The organism is Gardnerella sp. c12Ub_1 (genome assembly GCF_055804375.1).
This window is the reverse complement of record NZ_JANUZC010000001.1, coordinates 1-18,274: the sequence shown is the minus strand read 5'-3', so window position 1 is coordinate 18,274 and position 18,274 is coordinate 1. Positions and strand designations below refer to the sequence as shown.

The window sequence follows — 18,274 nt, the reverse complement described above, 5'->3', positions numbered from 1 at the left end:
TTATCAGACTTAGTATAAGACTACTTAGTAACTACTTAGTATAAGACTTGTTTGTAAACGAATCGTCACGCTTATCAGCATACTTACTAGCATACTTAGAGTTAAGCTGCGACTCGTGGGCTTTTCTGCTGGAATTAAAATCATTGTACAAAGACAGAATCGTGCTTAAAGTAAGATTTTTTGGATCTTTATCGAAGAAGAAATTCCTAGCGTTTTGCGGGAACTTTTCCTTAACGTACGCGCGAGCTTTTGTAACAGACATAACTCCCATTACAAAACCGATGCAAATCCAAAATAAACGCTTAAACATCACTCCCCCTTAGGCGTAAACGACTCGCCAGAATTTGCCGCATCCCTAGCGGAAGATTCTGCTGCATCCGTTGGAACAGTAGCCTTATTAAAGAACGCATTAAAAGTGTCTTTAAGCGCGTAGCAAGCAGATGCAATTTTAACAACTGGCTTTCCAAGAAAAGCGCCATACAAATCCGTAAGAGCGCCAACATTTGTAGCTGTAGTGCGAGCAGCATCTGTAACGGCATTAACGTCTTCAAGGGTTTTGTTCACTTGTTTTACTGTGGTAACAGATTCGTCGATAGCAGGTAAAGCGTGCTCGCCCGATTCCTTAACAGTTTGAGAAATCTGATTGAACATTTTACCCAGCCGAATAAGCGGATAAATCATAAATCCCGAAAGCACCGCAAACGAAATCGCCGCAATTAGAGCAGCAATGTCTCCAACGCTCATCGTAACCTCTTTCCTGCTGTTTTACACACGACTACCCACGCAATGTATTAAAAGATTAACGAAGAGTCAAGACTCTTTTTGTAAATTTAGCGAACATTTTTTGCGCAAACTAATCACATTTACTCGTTATATCCCTTAATTGTTATAGCTTGATCAATCGTCTCTGCTGTGTTGAAATCAAGGCGAGTTACACTTCCATTTTGCGGGCGCTCGCTTAAATCGTAACCAGCAGGCGCAAAACGATGCATAAGGCTTAAAAGCGTGTTTCCGTGGGAGATTTGCAAAACGTTGTCTCCGTCTTTTAACGCTGGATTGCTAGCGATTATTTTGAAACCGCCTTCAACGCGCTTCCAATACTCAATATCTGACTCCGCATCGTGGAATGGGTCGGCCTCTTTAAGCATGTCTCGAGTTGCAGCAAGACCAAATTTTTCAACGATTTCGTTATACGTTTTTGCTCCGTGAGGCGCGCCTGCAGCCCACCAAGCCATATTCATATCTTGGCCTTCAAAATAGCCGTAGCATTGCTCACGAAAATGCATATCGCTTACAAGATGCGGACGAATATGCGTATGCTTTTCGTTTTCGCTTAAAATACGCTCAGCTGTGATTTGCGCACGAGTTGTATCGGAGCAATATGCGGCAGCAAAAACAACGTTCTTAAGCTTTTGAGCTGCTAAATCGGCGTCTTTGAGCCCTTTTTGAGTTAGTGGAGAATTGCTCCATCCTTGCAAGCGATTGTAGCAATTAAACATGGTTTGGCCATGACGAACTAAATAAAGATGCAACAACATAACTTAATCATCTCACTTTTTGAGTAAAACGTGTAAAAATCAGAGCAATCAAGACTGACTAAACAAATTAAGACAAGACTAATCACAACTAATCAAGTCAGACTAATCCAAGTCAACATCTCCTAATTCTTGGAATCTGCTTGCAATCAACTCTGGAGTAGTATCGGAAATCCAAGATGCCATCCCTGCTTCCGACCCAGCCAAATACTTGATTTTATTAGCATCTCGCATAAACGAGAAGAATTGCAAATTAAGGCGATAATGCGAGCGGCGAGAATCATGCACAGGGGCTTGATGCCACGCTGCAACGTAAGGCAAATCAACGAAATCGCTGGAATTTGCATCACTCGCGCCAGAAGATAAGTCGAAAGCAGCCGAACTTGCAAACGATTTAGCGCTCGAATCGCCCGCGTTTGAAGACGATAATCCAAAGAACTTATTAGCACGCTTAAGAAGTGTTATGTAGATTTGCGCCAAATCCCAACGCTCTTGGTCGTCAAGCTGATCCAAAGTAAGAACGTCTCTAACAGGAGCAACATGCACCTCTAGCGGCCATCGAGCAGCAGCTGGAACATACGCAACCCAACTGTGATTATGCATAATCACACGCTTTTTAGCTTCAATCTCTGAATTCATCAAATCCTTAAGAAGATTGCTGCCAGTGCGCTCAAAATAAGCCTCAGTGTGGCGCAACTCCTGCTCTAACCTAGGAGCAATAAACGGATACGCGTAAATCTGACCATGAGGATGATGCAAAGTTACGCCGATTTGACTGCCGTGATTTTCAAACGGATAAATTTGCTCAATTCCTTCGATTTGGCTAATTTCTGCGGTTCTAAACGCCCACGCTTCAACAATCGTGCGCATGCGCAAAACAGAAAGATTAGCTGGAAGCATATTCTCGTTTGAACTAAAGCAAATCACTTCGCATCGACCAGCTGCAGGAGCCTGCTTCCACAATGGATTTCCGTCAACGTATGTTGTTGTATTTGGCACGCCTGCAACCTGAGCCATAGCTGGATAGCGGTTTTCAAAAACAACAACGTCATAGTCTTCGTCTGGAATTTCGCCATCTTGATACTCGCATTGCGCTTTTCTGCCAGCAAATGGGTCGATTCTTGATGGCGCAGAACCTTCTGCAGAATCCGCAGAATCATGATTATTTGAATCCTCACCAAGAATCGCAGCTGGCCGCTTTGCCCACAACCTAGACATAGGAATCCAGTCTCCTGTAAGCGGATCTTGGCGCATTTGCGGAACTTCGCTAGGAACTTCGTTGCCTTCGCTATCAACATGCGAAGTAAAACGATACGCCAACTTTCTAGGGTCAATCAGTTCCCTTGTTTTGTGGCCGCTAACGTATTCTGGATTGTCATCTATGTAGAAAAAGTCTCGCCCGTCGGAAAGTTTTGTTGCTGTAATGCGCATATGCTCGCGCGCGTAAGTTCCAGGGCGATACAACTTATACGGATACTCGCCGCCAAAATCGCGAATCGGAGATTGCGTTGCGTGCGGCGGCTCTTGCGGCGTAATACCACTTAAAACCGCAGGTACTGCAGGCATTTGCTGAGTTACATACAACGAATCGCGCACATCGGCAGCAGCTTCTCCTTCGGCTTGAGCTACAAGGCTACTAAGCGAAGAATCCCCAACACCCGTGCTTGTAATCTTGCTCATAACCGTTTCGTTTGCGCCGCTAGCTTTGTTTCTAGCACGAATCGCGTTAACGTCTATTGCATCAAAAGCATCTGTGTCTTCTAGACTTTTTTCGACTTCTCGTTCATCTGCCTTCTTATGCACAGAAGCATCATCAATCTCGAATCCTGCAGCAGCACCACCTTCAAAGCCGCCGCCTGGGCCTGCAAATCCAGCCGTAGTTGGAATATTATGCAACCCGTCAATCTTTTTAGGCTCTACCACAAGACCACCCCTTCAAAAGTGTTATTGTTTAGCGCGTCTTTTGCGTGTTTGTTGATTGCGCATGCGGCAAGTTGTTGTGCTTTTAGCGCATTCGCTTTGGTATTTTGTTGAGACATCTTTGACTCCATCGTCTCTTCTACTCTCTAGTCTTCTTTTATTGCGTATTCTGTTTTACTTGTATTTTGTATCTTCTTTTATTCTTTTATATATTCTTTTGTATCTTAACAACACGCTTTAGACGCTTAGTTACCTATTATATATTTTCTGATTCAACACTCGCACAATGTTATATTTTGTAATATAACGGGCATTAATGTAATTATTATATGTGATTTTGTTTTATTATTAAAGCGTTTTGTTGCATAATGTTCGGTTACTTGCGACCTTTCCCTAACAAAAGTTAATGCGCACCAACACACAACCAGCTTTTACGTAGTTCATACTGATTTTATACAAATGCACTACGATTCGTGCAGTATTTTCCGCACTTTGTAGCTCTAAACAGCGTGTTGAACAACAAAACGCGGAAAAACTTCCGCACTTTGTAGTCCAACACACCAATCAAAATACAAAACACGGGAAGAATAGCAAATAAAACGCATTGACCCCCACTATGCAATGCACAGCAGGGGTCAAGCGGTATGTCCTTAAGAATGAAATCCAGAATTTAGCGAGCGTAGTACTCGACGACGTACTGGATGTTGACTTCAACTGGAATCTGATCGACTTCCGGCTTACGAGTCAAAGTAGCCTTCAAAGAGGCAAGATTCACATCGAGGTAACCAGGAACTGCTGGCAAAACGTCACGATGAACGCCTTCAGCAGCCATCTGGAATGGCACCATTGTCTGGCTCTTAGCGCGAACCTGAATGGTCTGGCCTGGCTTAACACGGTAAGATGGGCGATCAACAAGATTGCCATCTACCAAGATGTGACGATGCACAACAAACTGGCGAGCTTGAGCGGTTGTACGAGCAAAACCTGCGCGCAAAACCAAAGCATCAAGACGGGTTTCCAAATCAGTGAGCATTGCGTCACCAGTCTGACCTGCAGTGTGCGTACCCTTTTCGTAAGCTGCACGAAGCTGCTTCTCGGAAAGACCGTACTGAGCGCGAAGACGCTGCTTCTCGCGAAGACGTACTGCGTAATCGGACTCGGTACGACGACGAGTGCGGCCGTGCTCACCTGGAGCATATGGACGCTTCTCGAAAATACGCTGAGCCTTTGGGGTCAAAGCGATGCCGAGGGCGCGAGAAAGACGCACCTGACGGCGAGAACGCTGAATATTAGTCATTACTAATCCTTTATTCTGTCGTTATCTGAACGGAACGTGAACCAAACTTTTACGATTATTCACGCTGAGCCGGCCTCTCCAGTGCTTCTTCGTGTAAACACACGAACGCGAAAGCATTAAAACGCTTAAATAACGCCATAATTCTTGCGCGCCGACCCACTGATGGGCTAAGGCTCCAGATAATGCCTACGAAAAATAGGCATCGTTCCCTATACTACTCCGCGCCGTAGAATATACGCGACGACCTGCCTTTGTGCTTGAGCGTAGCGCACAAAGGCAATTCGGAGCGCTGAGCCGCTTAAAGCAGAAGCATTGCTTCTGCGCTGCAAAGCGCTCTGACTGAGCTTGAAATTGCATAGCGCGTTTCAAGCTCCTTCAAAGCGTGATTTGGCTCAAATGTAAAGTCCAGTGGACTTTACATGCCAAATCAGCCGAGCGGCTACTAATAGCCGCGAGGAATAGCGCGGCTAATCCGCGCGAATGCTTTAAGCTACAAAGTACGGAAACGGTTGACGCTTTTTGTACGTGATTTAGGCCAAATATGGTACAAAGTGCGGAAATGGTTGACGCTTTTTGTACGTGATTTAAGTCAAATATGGTACAAAGTGCGGAAATGGTTGACGCTTTTTGTACGTGATTTAAGTCAAATATGGTACAAAGTGCGGAAATGGTTGACGCTTTTTGTACGTGATTTAGATTAAATATGGTACAAAGTGCGGAAAATCGCTCTCGCGTTATGCTTTAAGCGCTCAGTCAAAGCGCGCGCGAAGAACGCCAGAGTCCATTGCGTAAACACAGTCAGCGCTTGCAGCAACCGATTCATCGTGAGTCACAACTAAAACAGCCGCTCCAGAAGCCGCACAATCGCGCAGCAAAGACACAACAGTTTGCGTGTTTTGCGAATCCAAATCGCCAGTAGGCTCGTCCAAAATCAACAAACGCGGCTTATTAATCAAAGCGCGCGCAATCATAACGCGACGCATTTCTCCGCCAGAAAGCTCGCGCGGATAGCAATGCGCAAGATCGTCCACGTTAAGTTGCTTAAGCAAATCCATAGCGAAGGAATTTAAATTCGCACAATCTTCTGTCTCAAGTTTTTGCGTAAAATCGCCTACTCGCTTAGAAGAAGCACGCGCAATCATAACAGGCAAAATAACGTTATTTATCACATTCAAATTAGCAAGCAGCGTCTGCGATTGCGTAACAAAACCAATGTTTTTTGCGCGAATCGCAGAAATTTGCTCGTCGCTTATAGAAGACATCGAAATATTGCATCCAAAAATCGTAACACTTCCGCGCGTAGGCTTTAAAAGCCCTGCAATCATGTTTAATAGAGTTGACTTTCCATTTCCAGACTTGCCCACAATCGCCGCAAAGTCGCCAGCTTTAAGCGAAAAATCAACATTGTCTACAGCAATAAACTTGCGATTTTTGCGCTTAAATTCGCGAGTAACGTTTTTAAGATTTACGACTAAATCGCCTAAATCGTTACTAACCACTTTATTCGCCATCTTACTCGCCATCTCTTAAAGTCAAATACGCTTCCCTGCTTGCGATTCGCCCAACAATAATCGCAGAAGTTACCAAAACACTAGCAAGCGAAAACGCTACAGAAATCGCAGCAAGCGCGCACACAAGCCAAACATTCGATTCCAAGTACGGCAATTGTAACTGGCTAGAAATCGCAATATTGTATGGGAACAAAATAAGCGAAGCAAACGCAACGCCAATCACGCCACCTGCAACGCCAATCACAGCCGATTCGCGCGAAATCATGACAAAAAGCATGCGCTTATTTGCGCCCAAAATCCTCAATGAAGAAAATTCCCTCTTGCGCTCCGATGTAGATGCCGCAAAAACGCACACAAGAATTAACACGCCCACAGCCCAAAACGCAAAAACGCCAAGGAAAATCGCCTTGTTTAGCACCTCTAAACTCTTTTTAGTCTGCTCTGTAATTCCGCCTGGAAAAACCATTCCAAGACTTTTAATTCCGCTAGTTTTACGAATATTTTCCGCAACACTCTTAGCGCTAAAACCCTTGCGAACTTTTACAAGAACAGCACTAACGGCCTTGCGCGCGTATTTTGCAGGAATCGCAGTGTGCCCAACTTTAGAAGAATACTTAACAACCGCTGGAATCGTGTCTCTGTTTACAAACACTGAGTTATCTAGGCTAGTGCCCGTTTTAGCAAGTTGCGCAACAATCGGCCATTCGTGCCCATACAAGCGAACCGTGTTTTGGTAAGAAACAAGCACATTTGCGCCTGCAATCATCTGACCTTTTTTAAGCTCGTTTTTGTGTTGTGAATAAATCCATGGCGCGATTACAAAGTCACTCGTAGGGTCAAAACCTATGATTTGCAACTTTTCCGCGCAGCATCCAGCAGATAGAGAAGATATGTAAGTTTGCATGCTTGCTTTTTCAACGCCTTTTGATTTTCGCACAAAATCTTCAATATTGTTCGTAAAGTAAAACGTGCTCGATCCGCCATTAGTTAGCAACGCTTCCGCGCGATTGTATGTGTTTTGCGGAATCACCATAATATCCGCGCCAAGGCGAGCGCGCATGCTATTTAGGCCGTTTGAAAGATTTAGGGAGATTAGCGAGCCGCCAAAAAACACTGCAGCTAGGCACGCGGAAACCACGATTAACGCGGCGGTTCTTAGCGGCTTTTGCTTTAGGTTTTCTAGCGGCAATCGCTTTAATGTAATAGTGTGCATAGTAAATTACTTAGATACACACTAGCAAGCAGACTTAGTATCGAGATACACGCTAACGGATGCAAACACCAACGCTAGTACAGATAACACAATCAACGTTGGACGCATAACAGATGCGCAATGCATCATTGGGCTTTTGCAAACACCAATAAGGAATGTTGTAGTAGCAATCATAAACAGAGAGTTAGCAATTACAGCAATATTTAAGCCAGCGCGAACGTGTTCTTTAACAAATAGCGCAATAATGCCTAGAATCGCTATAACAACGCCAATTCCAATAGCCACGCGGCTTGTGTAGTAGCATGTCATAGGTTGCATCATCATAGGCATTTTAGCCATTTTAGACATTTTGCCCATGCCACCAGTTGAGCATGGTTTTGCAAATGTTAATGGCGCTATAGCAATAAGAATTCCAAACACAATTGCGTGAAGCGATGTGAATAATTTGTTCTTCATAATAAATACCTCATTAAATCTAGTTATTATTTTTTAGTGTTGCTTTTTGTTTAACGCAACACGCTTTACGGCACTCACATTTGCAAGCGCCACGCCTTTTAAATCTCGTTTATAACTACAATCGCAAATATTCAGAACTTAATCGACTTCCCCTTGAGTCTAAAATCTTGAACATTTGCAGTTTTTACTTTTATTCTTTTTTACTTTTATTCTTCTTACTCTTATATTTTTCTTGCGCTTATATTTCTCTTACTCTTATATTTTTTCTTATAGCTTAATAGAAAACAAGTCTTGAATATTTTGTTTTAGTGTATATAATCACGCACTAGTTATAACAATATTACAATTAACAATTTAAAGTAATCTTCAATAAGATCGCATTATTTTAAGTGTAAAATTTATAAAACGAAAAATTTTACAATTTCTCAATCGGAGCAACTCTTAGCATAAGTCGCTTTACGCCATCCGAACCAAAGTCAACTGTAATAATTGAGTTTCTGCCCTTGTCTTGTGTTTTAAGAACAGTTCCAAGGCCGTATGTGTCGTGCGAAATTTTATCGCCTTCATGAAAATCGTTGATGTTTAGATGATTGTCTTTTTCTTGCAAACTTTGCTTTTTGTAAGATAATGACGATGCTGACGATTGCAAATTTGAGGTGGACGATTGACTTTGGTACGATGCGCTTGATTTTCTTGCGATTCGCGTGGTGACTTTGCCAGATTTTGAGCCATACGACTTGCCGTATGAGCTGCCATACGAACTAGAACCATACGACTTTGAACCACACGACTTGCCATAAGACTTTGAAGAACCATATGAGCTGCCATAATGCGATTTGCTGTAGCGAGATCCGCTATAACTCGAGACTCCGTAAGTTGTGTACGAATCGTCGCTCCAACCGCCGTCGCTTCCAAAATCGTCGGAGAAATCGCCAGCAAAATCGCGGTCAAAATCTCTGCCTGCTCCCCTTAGTCCAGCTCGCATAACGGCCGCTTCTGTGCGTTTCCAGCAAATCAAATCCGCAGGAATCTCGTCCAAAAACTGGCTTTGAATCATCTCCGCAGATTTGCCCCATTGAGATCGCTCAGCTGCCCAAGTAACGTACAAAATCTTCTTAGCACGAGTTATGCCAACGTATGCAAGACGACGCTCCTCGCAAAGCTCCTTTTGATTGTCAACACAGCGCGAATGAGGAAAAGTGCCCTGCTCCATTCCAGTCAAAAACACAACAGGATACTCCAAGCCCTTAGCTGTGTGAAGCGTCATAAGCGTAACTTTTCCAGTATCTTCGCCCTGGTCTGGAAGCTGATCCGAATCAGCAACCAAAGCCGTAGTCTCCAAAAAACCAGCAACATTAGCATCAGGCGTATTCTGCTCATACTCGGCTGCAACCGATTGCAATTGAGACAAGTTATCTACTCTAAATTCGTCTTGAGGGTCCTTAGACTCTCGCAAATCCTGCAACAATCCGCTTTCGTTAAGCACGTTCTCTACAACCTTAGAAGGCTTGGAATCGTTAGCTTTCATAAAGTCAATAAGCGAAGTCATAAGATCCCTAAAACTCTTAAGCGCGTTAAAAGTCCTAGATGAAATACCAATTTGCTCCGCAATCTTATCTATTTGACTAAGAGCAGACCAAAAACTTATAGAATTTTCTTTTGCATAAGACGTAATCTGCGACTCAGCGCGCGCACCAAGACCACGCTTTGGAACGTTCAAAATTCGGCGCATATTAACATCATCATCAGGGTTTGCAATCGATTGCAAGTAAGCAAGCGCATCTTTGACTTCGCGACGCTCATAGAACTTAGTTCCGCCAACAAGTTGATAAGGCAAGCCCGACTTAATAAGCGCATCTTCTAAGCTACGCGATTGCGAATTTGCGCGATACATAATCGCAATATCTGAGTAGTTTACGCCATCTTCGCTTGCCAAACGCGCGATTTCTTGAGCAACCCAAGAAGCCTCACCTTGCGCATTATCGGCCACGTAACCGACGATTGGAGATCCCTTGCCTAAAGATGTCCACAACTTTTTAGGCTTGCGATTAGTGTTGTTAGAAATCACAGCATTTGCAGCGTCCAAAATTGTTTGCGTAGAGCGATAATTCTGCTCCAACATAATTGTTGTAGCGTTTGGAAAATCCTGCTCAAAGTCTTGAATATTGCGAATATCTGCACCGCGGAAAGCGTAAATCGACTGGTCGGAATCGCCAACAACCGTGATTGAAGATTGCGAAAGCTGGGGAGAATCTGGTGAAGATGCGGAAACTGGTGAAGATGCGGAAACTTGTGGAACTGAGGAATTATCACCCACACCTGCATCACCCACACCTGCATCACCCACGCCTGCAAGCTGGCGAATCAAAACGTATTGCGCGTGATTAGTATCTTGATACTCGTCAACCAAAATGTAGCGGAACTTTCGCTTGTAATACGCGCTAACTTGCGGATTTTGGCGCAAAAGCTTAACCGTTAGCATAATCAAATCGTCAAAATCAACAGAATTCGACACACTAAGCCTATTTTGGTACTCCGCGTAAACGGCAGCGTAAAGCGCATCAGCATTGCCAGCAGCATTAAAGCTAGATGCGCCAGATACAGACGCGCCTGGCTTATAATCTGGTGCGTAATTTTTAAGATTTTCCTGCCATGTAACCAAATTATTTTTGAAATCAGATATCTTAGACAATAAAAGTTTCGGCGTAAACTTTTTAATATCGATGTTCAATTCGGATGCGATTATTTTAACAAGACGCTCGCAATCGGAAGAATCGTAGATAGAAAAGCCCGATTTTAAGCCGATTGAATCGCCATGAGTGCGAAGAATCTTAACACAAGCAGAGTGGAAAGTAGAGACCCACATGCTATTTGCGCTATTGCCGATTAAGCTTGCCAGGCGCTCGCGCATCTCCGCAGCTGCCTTGTTTGTAAACGTGATTGCAAGAATCTGGCTCGGCCACGCTTTGCGATTAGCCAAAATCCACGCGATTCGGCGCGTAAGAACACGCGTTTTACCGCTGCCTGCGCCAGCTCCGATTAAAAGTGCGGGACCAGTGTATTGGACTGCCTTGGATTGCTGGGGATTTAAGCCTTCTAAAAGCGATTGTGGGTTGATTTCGGGAAGGTTGGAAGATTGTGCGGATGTTTGAGCGTATTGTTCAGCTGCAGAAGATTGAACTATTTGGGAAGATTGTGCGGAATTTGAATATTGTGCGGAAAAATCACCAGCAACCGTAGAAGCAGAAACTTCGCTCGTCATATCTTCATTAATAGGAGCATCGATAATAGGGGCATCGCTAATAAGAGCATCACCAGTGAAGGCATCGCCAATGGGAGCATCACTCTGCTCGTCGAAAACTTCATTAATAGTAGCATCGCTCTGCTCGCTGGCAGCTTCTGGATTGCCAAACAAATCAAAATCGTAACCGTACTTGCTCAAAAGCCACTCTCCCCCGTGTTCCAAATCGCAAAAATTAAACTCTAACCAATTTTAACGGACGGCAGCCAAACACAAATCGTGCGTTTTGCACTGTACGCATTACGCAAATCTGTAGTGCGATTGTACCTAATTTCGGTGTTTTTTGGTACAAACGCACTACATAAACATGTAAAACTGTAGTGCGATTGTACCTAATTTACGGCGTGTCGTTATACAAACGCACTACAAGGCAGGTACTGTCGTTCGCGCGTTACAGCGCGCTCACGTCTTCGCTTGCGTTGAAAGCACACCGTGCTTTCAACCTTAAGCAAGCTCAGCGCTCCGAATTGCCTTCGCGCGCTACGCTTTGAGCGCTCAGGCAGGTCGGAGCGCGGTCAAAGCGGGGGGTAAGCTATACAGATACCGCTGCACACGCAAAATACGCGCAATTTGAAAGGAATAATCGTGCAAGAACTTGAAGAACGCATCCAAAAAGAAGGCATTGTTAAGCCAGGAAATGTTTTGAAAGTCGACGCATTCCTTAACCACCAGTGCGATTGCGCGCTTTTTGACGCAATGGGAGCCGCTTGGGCACAGCATTTTCAGAACACGCAAATCAACAAAATCCTAACAATCGAGTCTTCGGGAATCGGAATCGCGTGCGTTGCTGCGCGTCATTTTGGAAACATTCCAGTGGTTTTTGCAAAGAAAGCGCAATCAATAAACCTGGATGGCGATCAATACGTGTCTACCGTATTCTCGTTTACAAAGCAGCGCGAGTTCCCTGTAATTGTGTCTAGAAAATATTTGAGCGCAGACGACCGCGTTTTGATTTTGGACGATTTTTTGGCTAATGGCAAGGCTTTGCAAGGGTTGATTGACATTTGCAATCACGCTGGGGCCACGGTTGCTGGCATTGGCATTGCGATTGAAAAAGGCTTCCAAGGCGGCGGAGACGCGTTGCGCGAAGCTGGATATGACTTGGATTCGCTGGCGATTGTGGAGTCGATGGATCCTAGCGATGGCTCAATCACATTCCGCAAATAGCGATACTTTCGCATTTTATACCACACGATACTTCCGCATTTTGTACCAAATTCAGGCCAAAACACGTACAAAAAGCGGAAAAAATTGACGCACTTTGTACCAAAATCAACCCAAAACACGTACAAAAAGCGGAAAATGCGAAAAATGTGATTGTGCGCAAATTGTGAAAAAATTAAACATAATTCTTCACAAATCGCAATTTTGCGTAAAAATACGATAAAGTAGTTCGGTTGGTGTTTGAAACCTATTACTCTAAATGTGCTAGTTTTCAACATGCAATTTTTAATAATTTTCAATAAGATAGCTTGATCAAGATAGCTTTAATCGGCTAGTTTTCAACTGATTGGCGGCTAAACGTATGAGTGATGTTGTGATTGTAAGCGCAGCGCGCACACCGATAGGCAAATTCGGAGGCGCGTTGAAGTCGCTCACATCTGTTGAGTTAGGAACAATCGCAGCAAAAGCCGCAATCGAACGCGCAGGAATCAGCCCAAAATCCGTAGATCAAGCGATTTTTGGCAACGTACTTCAAGCAGGCAGCGGTCAAAACGTTGCGCGCCAAATCGCCCTTAGATCGGGGCTTGACGAGTCAAGTTGCGCAATGACAATCAACGAGGTTTGTGGGTCTGGTCTTAAAGCCATTCGCCTTGCGCAGTCGGCGATTTGCATGGGAGACGCACAAGTCGTAGTTGCTGGCGGCACGGAAAGCATGAGCAACGTGCCGTTTTACGCGCAAAACGTGCGATTTGGTGGCATTCGCTACGGCAACAGCGCGCTGGTTGATGGACTAAAAAAAGACGGTCTTTGTGATGCTTTTACTGGCAAAGAAATGGGCGTTACTGCAGAAAACGTGGCTGCAAAGTTTGACATAACGCGCGAGCAGCAAGACGCTTTTGCACTAAAATCGCACCAGAAAGCCGTTTTTGCGCAAAATAACGGCGATTTTGACGCGGAGATTGCTCCCGTGCAGCTTGCGGATGGAACTTTGATTAGCCGAGACGAGCATCCGCGAGCCAACACTTCTATGGAGAAATTGGCTAAGCTTAAAACGTTGTTTGAGGCGGATTTTGGAACGCGCGAAGCTGATGGAATGCGTGGAGCGAACTGTGGCTTGAGTGAGGCGGATTCTGGCAGTCGCGAAACTGGTGGAATGAGCGAGGCAGATTCTGGCACAAAACACTCGCCTACCGTAACCGCTGGAAACGCGAGCGGTATCAACGACGGCGCAGCAGCACTCGTCTTAATGAGCAAAGACTACGCAATCGCGCACGGAATCGACTATTTGGCAGAAATCGTGGGATTTGCCGAGGGCGGAATCAGCCCAGATCTTATGGGATACGCGCCAAAACACGTTATGGAGCGCATGCTAAAAAACACGGGCTACACCGTTGAAAACATTGACCTTTTTGAGATTAACGAAGCGTTTGCTGCGCAAAGCATAGCCGTGTGTCAGCAGCTGAACATAAGCGAAAACAAGCTGAATGTAAGAGGCGGCGCGATTGCGCTCGGTCACCCGCTTGGCGCTAGCGGAGCCAGGATTTTAACAACACTTCTTTACGCGCTTAAAGACAATCACATGCAAAACGGCGTTGCAGCGCTGTGCGTGGGAGGCGGAATTGGAGTGAGCATGCAAGTTAGGATGCGAAAGTAGACGTAGCAATGCGATAAGTGCGGAGTGTGCGTATACAAATGACACAACTTACGGAGTGTCGCGACACGCACGAATTGTGGCAGAATGCATACGGAGTGTTGAGACACGCGCGGTTGCTGGCGACGAATATGGCGGCTGCTTACGATTCGCGGTTGCTGCGACTTTAATCGCGTCAATCGCATCAAAGAGACATTGCAAAAGTGAAAAACGTAAAAATGAAAATCGTGAAAATAGCGCAAAAAATGGAGAAACATGGCAGCTTTTCGAGAATTAAGCGTAGAACAGCGCATAAAAACGCTGAAATCAGAGTGCGCGCTTAGCGGCGATTTTGCGCAACTTCTGCTCGAACAACTCGCGCAAAGCAGCGAAACAAACATTCCTGCAAGCGTTGCAAACAGCATGGTCGAAAATCAAATCGGGCGATTCAGCCTGCCAGTAGGCGTTGTGCGCGGCCTAAAAGTAAACGGAGTTATGCGAAACGTGCTTATGGCTACAGAAGAGCCGTCCGTAATCGCTGCCGCATGCAACGGAGCAAAAATCGCGTCAAAAAGCCTAGAAAACGGCGTTGTTGCACTCAGCGAGCATTACGTTACGCGCGCGCAAATCGTTTTTGAAGATGCGGACGGAAGAGTGGCCAAAAAACTAGATAACATAATGCGCGACGAGTCAAAACGCGCGGCGATTAGTGAGGTTGCGCGCTCCGCACACCCATCAATATACCAACGCGGCGGCGGATTAGAACGCGCGCAGGCGGCGGCGTTAACAGGCTTCGCCAAGCTAACACTAGACATAAACGCGTGCGACGCAATGGGGGCAAACATTGCAAACACCATTGGCGAAGCTGTTAAAACCCAGCTGGAGAGCTGGGTTGGGCGCAAGGCGCTGGTGGCAATTCTTGCCAACTCCAGCCGCGCGGCAACAGTCGCCGAAGTGCGCATACCCGTAGAAGCGCTTGTGCCTAGCGCAAAAACTGCCGCAGCTGGAGATGCCGACGGCATGCGCCTTGCGCGCCGCATCGCCGCCTTAAGCTCCCTGGCCGCCGTAGACGCGGAGCGCGCTGCAACACACAATAAAGGAATCCTAAACGGAATAGTGGCTGCAGCACTCGCATCGGGCAACGACACGCGCGCATTGCAAGCCGCCGCGCACGAATGGGCTGCAAAATCTGGCCGCTACATGCCTCTTTCAACGTGGACCTTGCAAAATAACGACCAAATCCTTTACGGCCGCATCGAAATCCCGCTGCAAATCGGCACAGTGGGAGGCGCAATCGCCTCACTCCCAATGTCAAAAATCGCGCTGCACCTTGCTAAAGTCAATAACGCCAACGATTTTCGAAACGTTCTAGCAGCCGTAGGACTCGTGCAAAACCTGGCGGCTCTTCGCGCACTCGCAGGCCCTGGAATCCAAGCTGGCCACATGCGCCTTCAGGCCGCAAACATCGCTATAGCTTCTGGAGCGCGCGGGGACGAAATTCAAAAGGTTGTGCACGCGCTTCTAAACGAAAATTCTTCCGATTTGAACACGAATTCTGCAAGAATAATTCTTGATGATTTGCGCAAGCGCAGGAACACGTAAAACCGCAAAAACGCGCGGTTAATGGCCATTTTTCCGCGGAAAAGTCGGAAGCTTCCGCGCCGTAAAATTTACACCACTAAAATTACACTTAAAAAAATCGCACTTAAAAAAAAATAGGAAACCATGAGCAACACACAAAAAATACCGAGCAACACACCCAGCACGCCCCAAATTCCGCCAAAAGTCGGTATCGACCGTATAACTTTCGCAACCCCAAATTGCTACCTAAGCATGCGCGACCTTGCGATTGCGCGCGGAATTGACCCTAACAAATTCACAATCGGAATCGGCCAAAGCCAGCAAGCAGTGCCGCCAAATCATCAAGATATCGTAACGCTTGGCGCTCAAGCTGCTCTGCCACTGATGCCGTCCATCGACAGCAACCGCCTAAAAATGGTGATCGTTGGTACAGAAAGCGGCGTCGACGCCAGCAAATCCAGCGCGCTCTACATTCACAAATTGCTGAACATTAGCGAGTGGGTGCGTTGCGTGGAAGTAAAAGAGGCGTGTTATGGCGGAACTGCGGCGCTTATGATGGCTCGTGATTACGTTTTGGCGCACTCTGGCGCGCAAGTTTTGGTGATTGCTGCAGACATCGCGCGCTACGGCGTTGGCACTCCTGGCGAGGTGACGCAAGGCGCTGGTGCTGTGGCGATGCTTGTAAGCGAGAATCCGCGCGTGTTGCAAATCAACAACGACAGCGTTGTAAAATCGGCGGAAATCCAGGATTTTTGGCGGCCCGTATATCAAAGCACGGCTTTGGCGCGCGGAAAGTTTTCAACCGAGCAATACATTCGTATGTTCTGTGATGTGTGGCAGAAATACAGTGCGGAAAACGCCTGCAATTTCAACGATTTTGAGGCGATTTGCTTCCATCTTCCGTACACAAAAATGGGGCTTAAAGCGCTTCGAGCTGGGCTGGAGGAAAATTCTGGCGTGTTGCACGCATGCGATGGCGCGCCGCACTCATGCGATGGCGTTTTACACACAAATGACGGCGTGTTGCGCGCAAATAACGACGCGTCCCTTACAAGCGATACTCGCGAACGTCTTCTTGCGCGATACCAAGACAGCACACAATACAGTCGCCGAATCGGAAATATTTACACTGGCTCACTCTATTTAGGCTTAATTTCTTTACTTGATTACGATTATTTTAGGAATTCTTGCGATTCATCAGAGTCTGCTGGCGATTCGTCTGCGGTTGCTTGCGATTCGTCCTCCGCAACGCACACAAACGAATCGCCGACGCGCCTGTCTCCCCTACTCCCAGGTCAAAAAATCGGCTTATTCTCTTACGGTTCAGGCGCTGTAGCAGAATTCTTTAGCGCAACACTTGTTCCAGGATGGCGAAGCGCGCTGTTTTCCAATCAGCACATAAAAACATTAAACAATCGCACGCAATTAACCGTTTCGCAATACGAGGAGATGTTCAACAGCGCAGCGCCTTATTCTCCGCAAGATTTTGTAAGCAGCCAGAAGAATCGAAGTGGCGCGCGATTCGTGCTTGACTCCATCAAATCTCAAGAGCGCAACTATCGTTCTATCTAGCTGTAGTGCGATTGTACCTAATTTCCGTGTTTTTTGATACAAACGCACTACACAAACAAACAAAACCGTAGTGCGATTGTATCTAAAATACGGCAGGTCGTCGCGCAAACGCACTACACAAACACGTAAAACCGTAGTGCGATTGTACCAAATTTCAGCATTTTTACATACAAACACACTACACAAACAAACAAAACCGTAGTGCGATTGTATCTAAAATACGGCAGGTCGTCGCGCAAACGCACCACAAAATCATTAAAAATAGCCTTTAACCACATTGATAAAAATCTATTTACAAGAAAAACGTTGCCACTTATTATCAGTCTATGAAAAATAACAATGTTCTATACAACACAGAGACATCTTGTAGAAATACAGATATCCCTGCCAGACTCATGAACAATTTACTTGAGTCGGAGCGAAATAATTCATGCCTAATGGCCTCAAAAGTCAACTCTCGCAATAATTTGCGTCCTAATTTCAAATCTGGAAATTTAGTTGAACCGTATCGCGGTCTATATGTAAGAACTGAAATTTGGAACAACATGCACTACAAGGACAGAGTTAGATTTGTTGCTACGGGAATTTCACAAAAAATAAAGATGAAAAAATGGAAATTCACAGCATCAACTGGCGCAGCATTGCTTGGACTGGAAGTTGTTGCACTACCAACAACACATGCCAACAATATAGAAATTTTTATAGCATGTAGCAAAAAAGCTAAGCGCAATCATGAGATAAATATGCGCAAAATCAAAAATCCTGTGTTGCGAAATCAGATTAAAAAGATTGCAATTCAAGATATTATTAAAAATCAAAACGGAATTTATCTAGATTCAGATGCTGACAATTTTAATAAATTAGATGAGAATACGAATTTTTTGACAGCATCGTCATTTGGGCATATTGCGACTGATGAAGAACTTGCTATTAGTCATGTTGCCAGCATTTACAACGTTATCTATGTGTGTGCTTGGAAGGGGTCGTTCGCCGAGTCGCTGGCAACTTTCGATTCTGCTGCTCGAAAAGGTGAAGATCTTAACAAAATTTTGCGTGTTTGTCGTAAATTTTACGGCTCCATGGATTGTTGTAGC

At 45.4% G+C, this 18,274-nt stretch carries 13 protein-coding genes and 1 pseudogene; 5 read left to right on the top strand and 9 right to left on the bottom strand.

The window, feature by feature from the left end; genetic code table 11:
* Positions 1–31: 31 nt before the first annotated feature.
* The 9 genes from NYP65_RS00070 to NYP65_RS00030 form a co-directional block, all read right to left on the bottom strand.
* Positions 32–310, bottom strand: coding sequence for a hypothetical protein (locus NYP65_RS00070; RefSeq protein WP_020757849.1), 279 nt, complete (start codon positions 308–310; stop codon positions 32–34).
* On the bottom strand, positions 310–744 hold the full coding sequence (locus NYP65_RS00065) for a DUF948 domain-containing protein (protein WP_473410428.1): 435 nt from the start codon (positions 742–744) through the stop codon (positions 310–312). The genes NYP65_RS00070 and NYP65_RS00065 overlap by 1 nt, the downstream gene beginning before the upstream one ends.
* A 119-nt stretch (positions 745–863) precedes the next feature.
* Positions 864–1,538 (bottom strand): histidine phosphatase family protein, encoded by a 675-nt coding sequence (locus NYP65_RS00060; RefSeq protein ID WP_101889425.1) that lies wholly within the window; start codon positions 1,536–1,538, stop codon positions 864–866.
* A gap of 102 nt (positions 1,539–1,640) precedes the next feature.
* Entirely contained in the window at positions 1,641–3,458 is a 1,818-nt protein-coding gene (gene galT, locus NYP65_RS00055) for a galactose-1-phosphate uridylyltransferase (protein WP_101889426.1), read from the bottom strand.
* A gap of 667 nt (positions 3,459–4,125) precedes the next feature.
* Positions 4,126–4,752, bottom strand: a complete 627-nt coding sequence (gene rpsD, locus NYP65_RS00050; RefSeq protein ID WP_004113375.1) for a 30S ribosomal protein S4 — start codon at positions 4,750–4,752, stop codon at positions 4,126–4,128.
* A 749-nt stretch (positions 4,753–5,501) separates the two neighbouring features.
* A complete protein-coding gene (locus NYP65_RS00045) occupies positions 5,502–6,263 on the bottom strand; it encodes an ABC transporter ATP-binding protein (RefSeq protein ID WP_422112723.1) in 762 nt (253 codons plus the stop codon).
* 1 nt (position 6,264) lies between these two features.
* The gene (locus NYP65_RS00040) at positions 6,265–7,476 is read right to left on the bottom strand and encodes an ABC transporter permease (protein ID WP_119529230.1); all 1,212 of its coding nucleotides are present in this window, start codon (positions 7,474–7,476) and stop codon (positions 6,265–6,267) included.
* A 21-nt stretch (positions 7,477–7,497) separates the two neighbouring features.
* Positions 7,498–7,932 carry a DUF4418 family protein gene (locus tag NYP65_RS00035; RefSeq protein ID WP_102704705.1) on the bottom strand — a complete coding sequence of 145 codons (435 nt, stop codon included), beginning with the start codon at positions 7,930–7,932 and terminating at the stop codon, positions 7,498–7,500.
* Positions 7,933–8,347: 415 nt separating this feature from the next.
* Complete coding sequence (locus NYP65_RS00030; protein ID WP_473410427.1) at positions 8,348–11,374, bottom strand: ATP-dependent helicase; 3,027 nt, start codon at positions 11,372–11,374, stop codon at positions 8,348–8,350.
* Positions 11,375–11,818: 444 nt separating this feature from the next.
* On the opposite strand from NYP65_RS00030, the gene NYP65_RS00025 reads away from it, so the two are divergent.
* The 5 genes and pseudogenes from NYP65_RS00025 to NYP65_RS00005 all read left to right on the top strand — a co-directional run.
* Positions 11,819–12,400, top strand: coding sequence for a xanthine phosphoribosyltransferase (locus tag NYP65_RS00025; protein WP_004574671.1), 582 nt, complete (start codon positions 11,819–11,821; stop codon positions 12,398–12,400).
* Between the two features lie 358 nt (positions 12,401–12,758).
* On the top strand, positions 12,759–14,051 hold the full coding sequence (locus NYP65_RS00020) for a thiolase family protein (protein ID WP_119529228.1): 1,293 nt from the start codon (positions 12,759–12,761) through the stop codon (positions 14,049–14,051).
* Between the two features lie 252 nt (positions 14,052–14,303).
* Positions 14,304–15,629, top strand: coding sequence for a hydroxymethylglutaryl-CoA reductase, degradative (locus NYP65_RS00015; protein ID WP_116285637.1), 1,326 nt, complete (start codon positions 14,304–14,306; stop codon positions 15,627–15,629).
* A gap of 123 nt (positions 15,630–15,752) precedes the next feature.
* A complete protein-coding gene (locus tag NYP65_RS00010; RefSeq protein ID WP_116285635.1) occupies positions 15,753–17,180 on the top strand; it encodes a hydroxymethylglutaryl-CoA synthase in 1,428 nt (475 codons plus the stop codon).
* 326 nt (positions 17,181–17,506) lie between these two features.
* Positions 17,507–18,274: pseudogene (locus NYP65_RS00005) on the top strand (hypothetical protein); the annotation flags it as partial.

Bases quoted from the DNA above. Each gene is read 5' to 3' on its own strand.
- NYP65_RS00070 (WP_020757849.1), bottom strand. From the start codon at position 310: ATGTTTAAGCGTTTATTTTGGATTTGCATCGGTTTTGTAATGGGAGTT.
- NYP65_RS00065 (WP_473410428.1), bottom strand. From the start codon at position 744: ATGAGCGTTGGAGACATTGCTGCTCTAATTGCGGCGATTTCGTTTGCG.
- NYP65_RS00060 (WP_101889425.1), bottom strand. From the start codon at position 1,538: ATGTTGTTGCATCTTTATTTAGTTCGTCATGGCCAAACCATGTTTAAT.
- rpsD (WP_004113375.1), bottom strand. From the start codon at position 4,752: ATGACTAATATTCAGCGTTCTCGCCGTCAGGTGCGTCTTTCTCGCGCC.
- NYP65_RS00045 (WP_422112723.1), bottom strand. From the start codon at position 6,263: ATGGCGAATAAAGTGGTTAGTAACGATTTAGGCGATTTAGTCGTAAAT.
- NYP65_RS00040 (WP_119529230.1), bottom strand. From the start codon at position 7,476: ATGCACACTATTACATTAAAGCGATTGCCGCTAGAAAACCTAAAGCAA.
- NYP65_RS00035 (WP_102704705.1), bottom strand. From the start codon at position 7,932: ATGAAGAACAAATTATTCACATCGCTTCACGCAATTGTGTTTGGAATT.
- NYP65_RS00020 (WP_119529228.1), top strand. From the start codon at position 12,759: ATGAGTGATGTTGTGATTGTAAGCGCAGCGCGCACACCGATAGGCAAA.
- NYP65_RS00015 (WP_116285637.1), top strand. From the start codon at position 14,304: ATGGCAGCTTTTCGAGAATTAAGCGTAGAACAGCGCATAAAAACGCTG.
- NYP65_RS00010 (WP_116285635.1), top strand. From the start codon at position 15,753: ATGAGCAACACACAAAAAATACCGAGCAACACACCCAGCACGCCCCAA.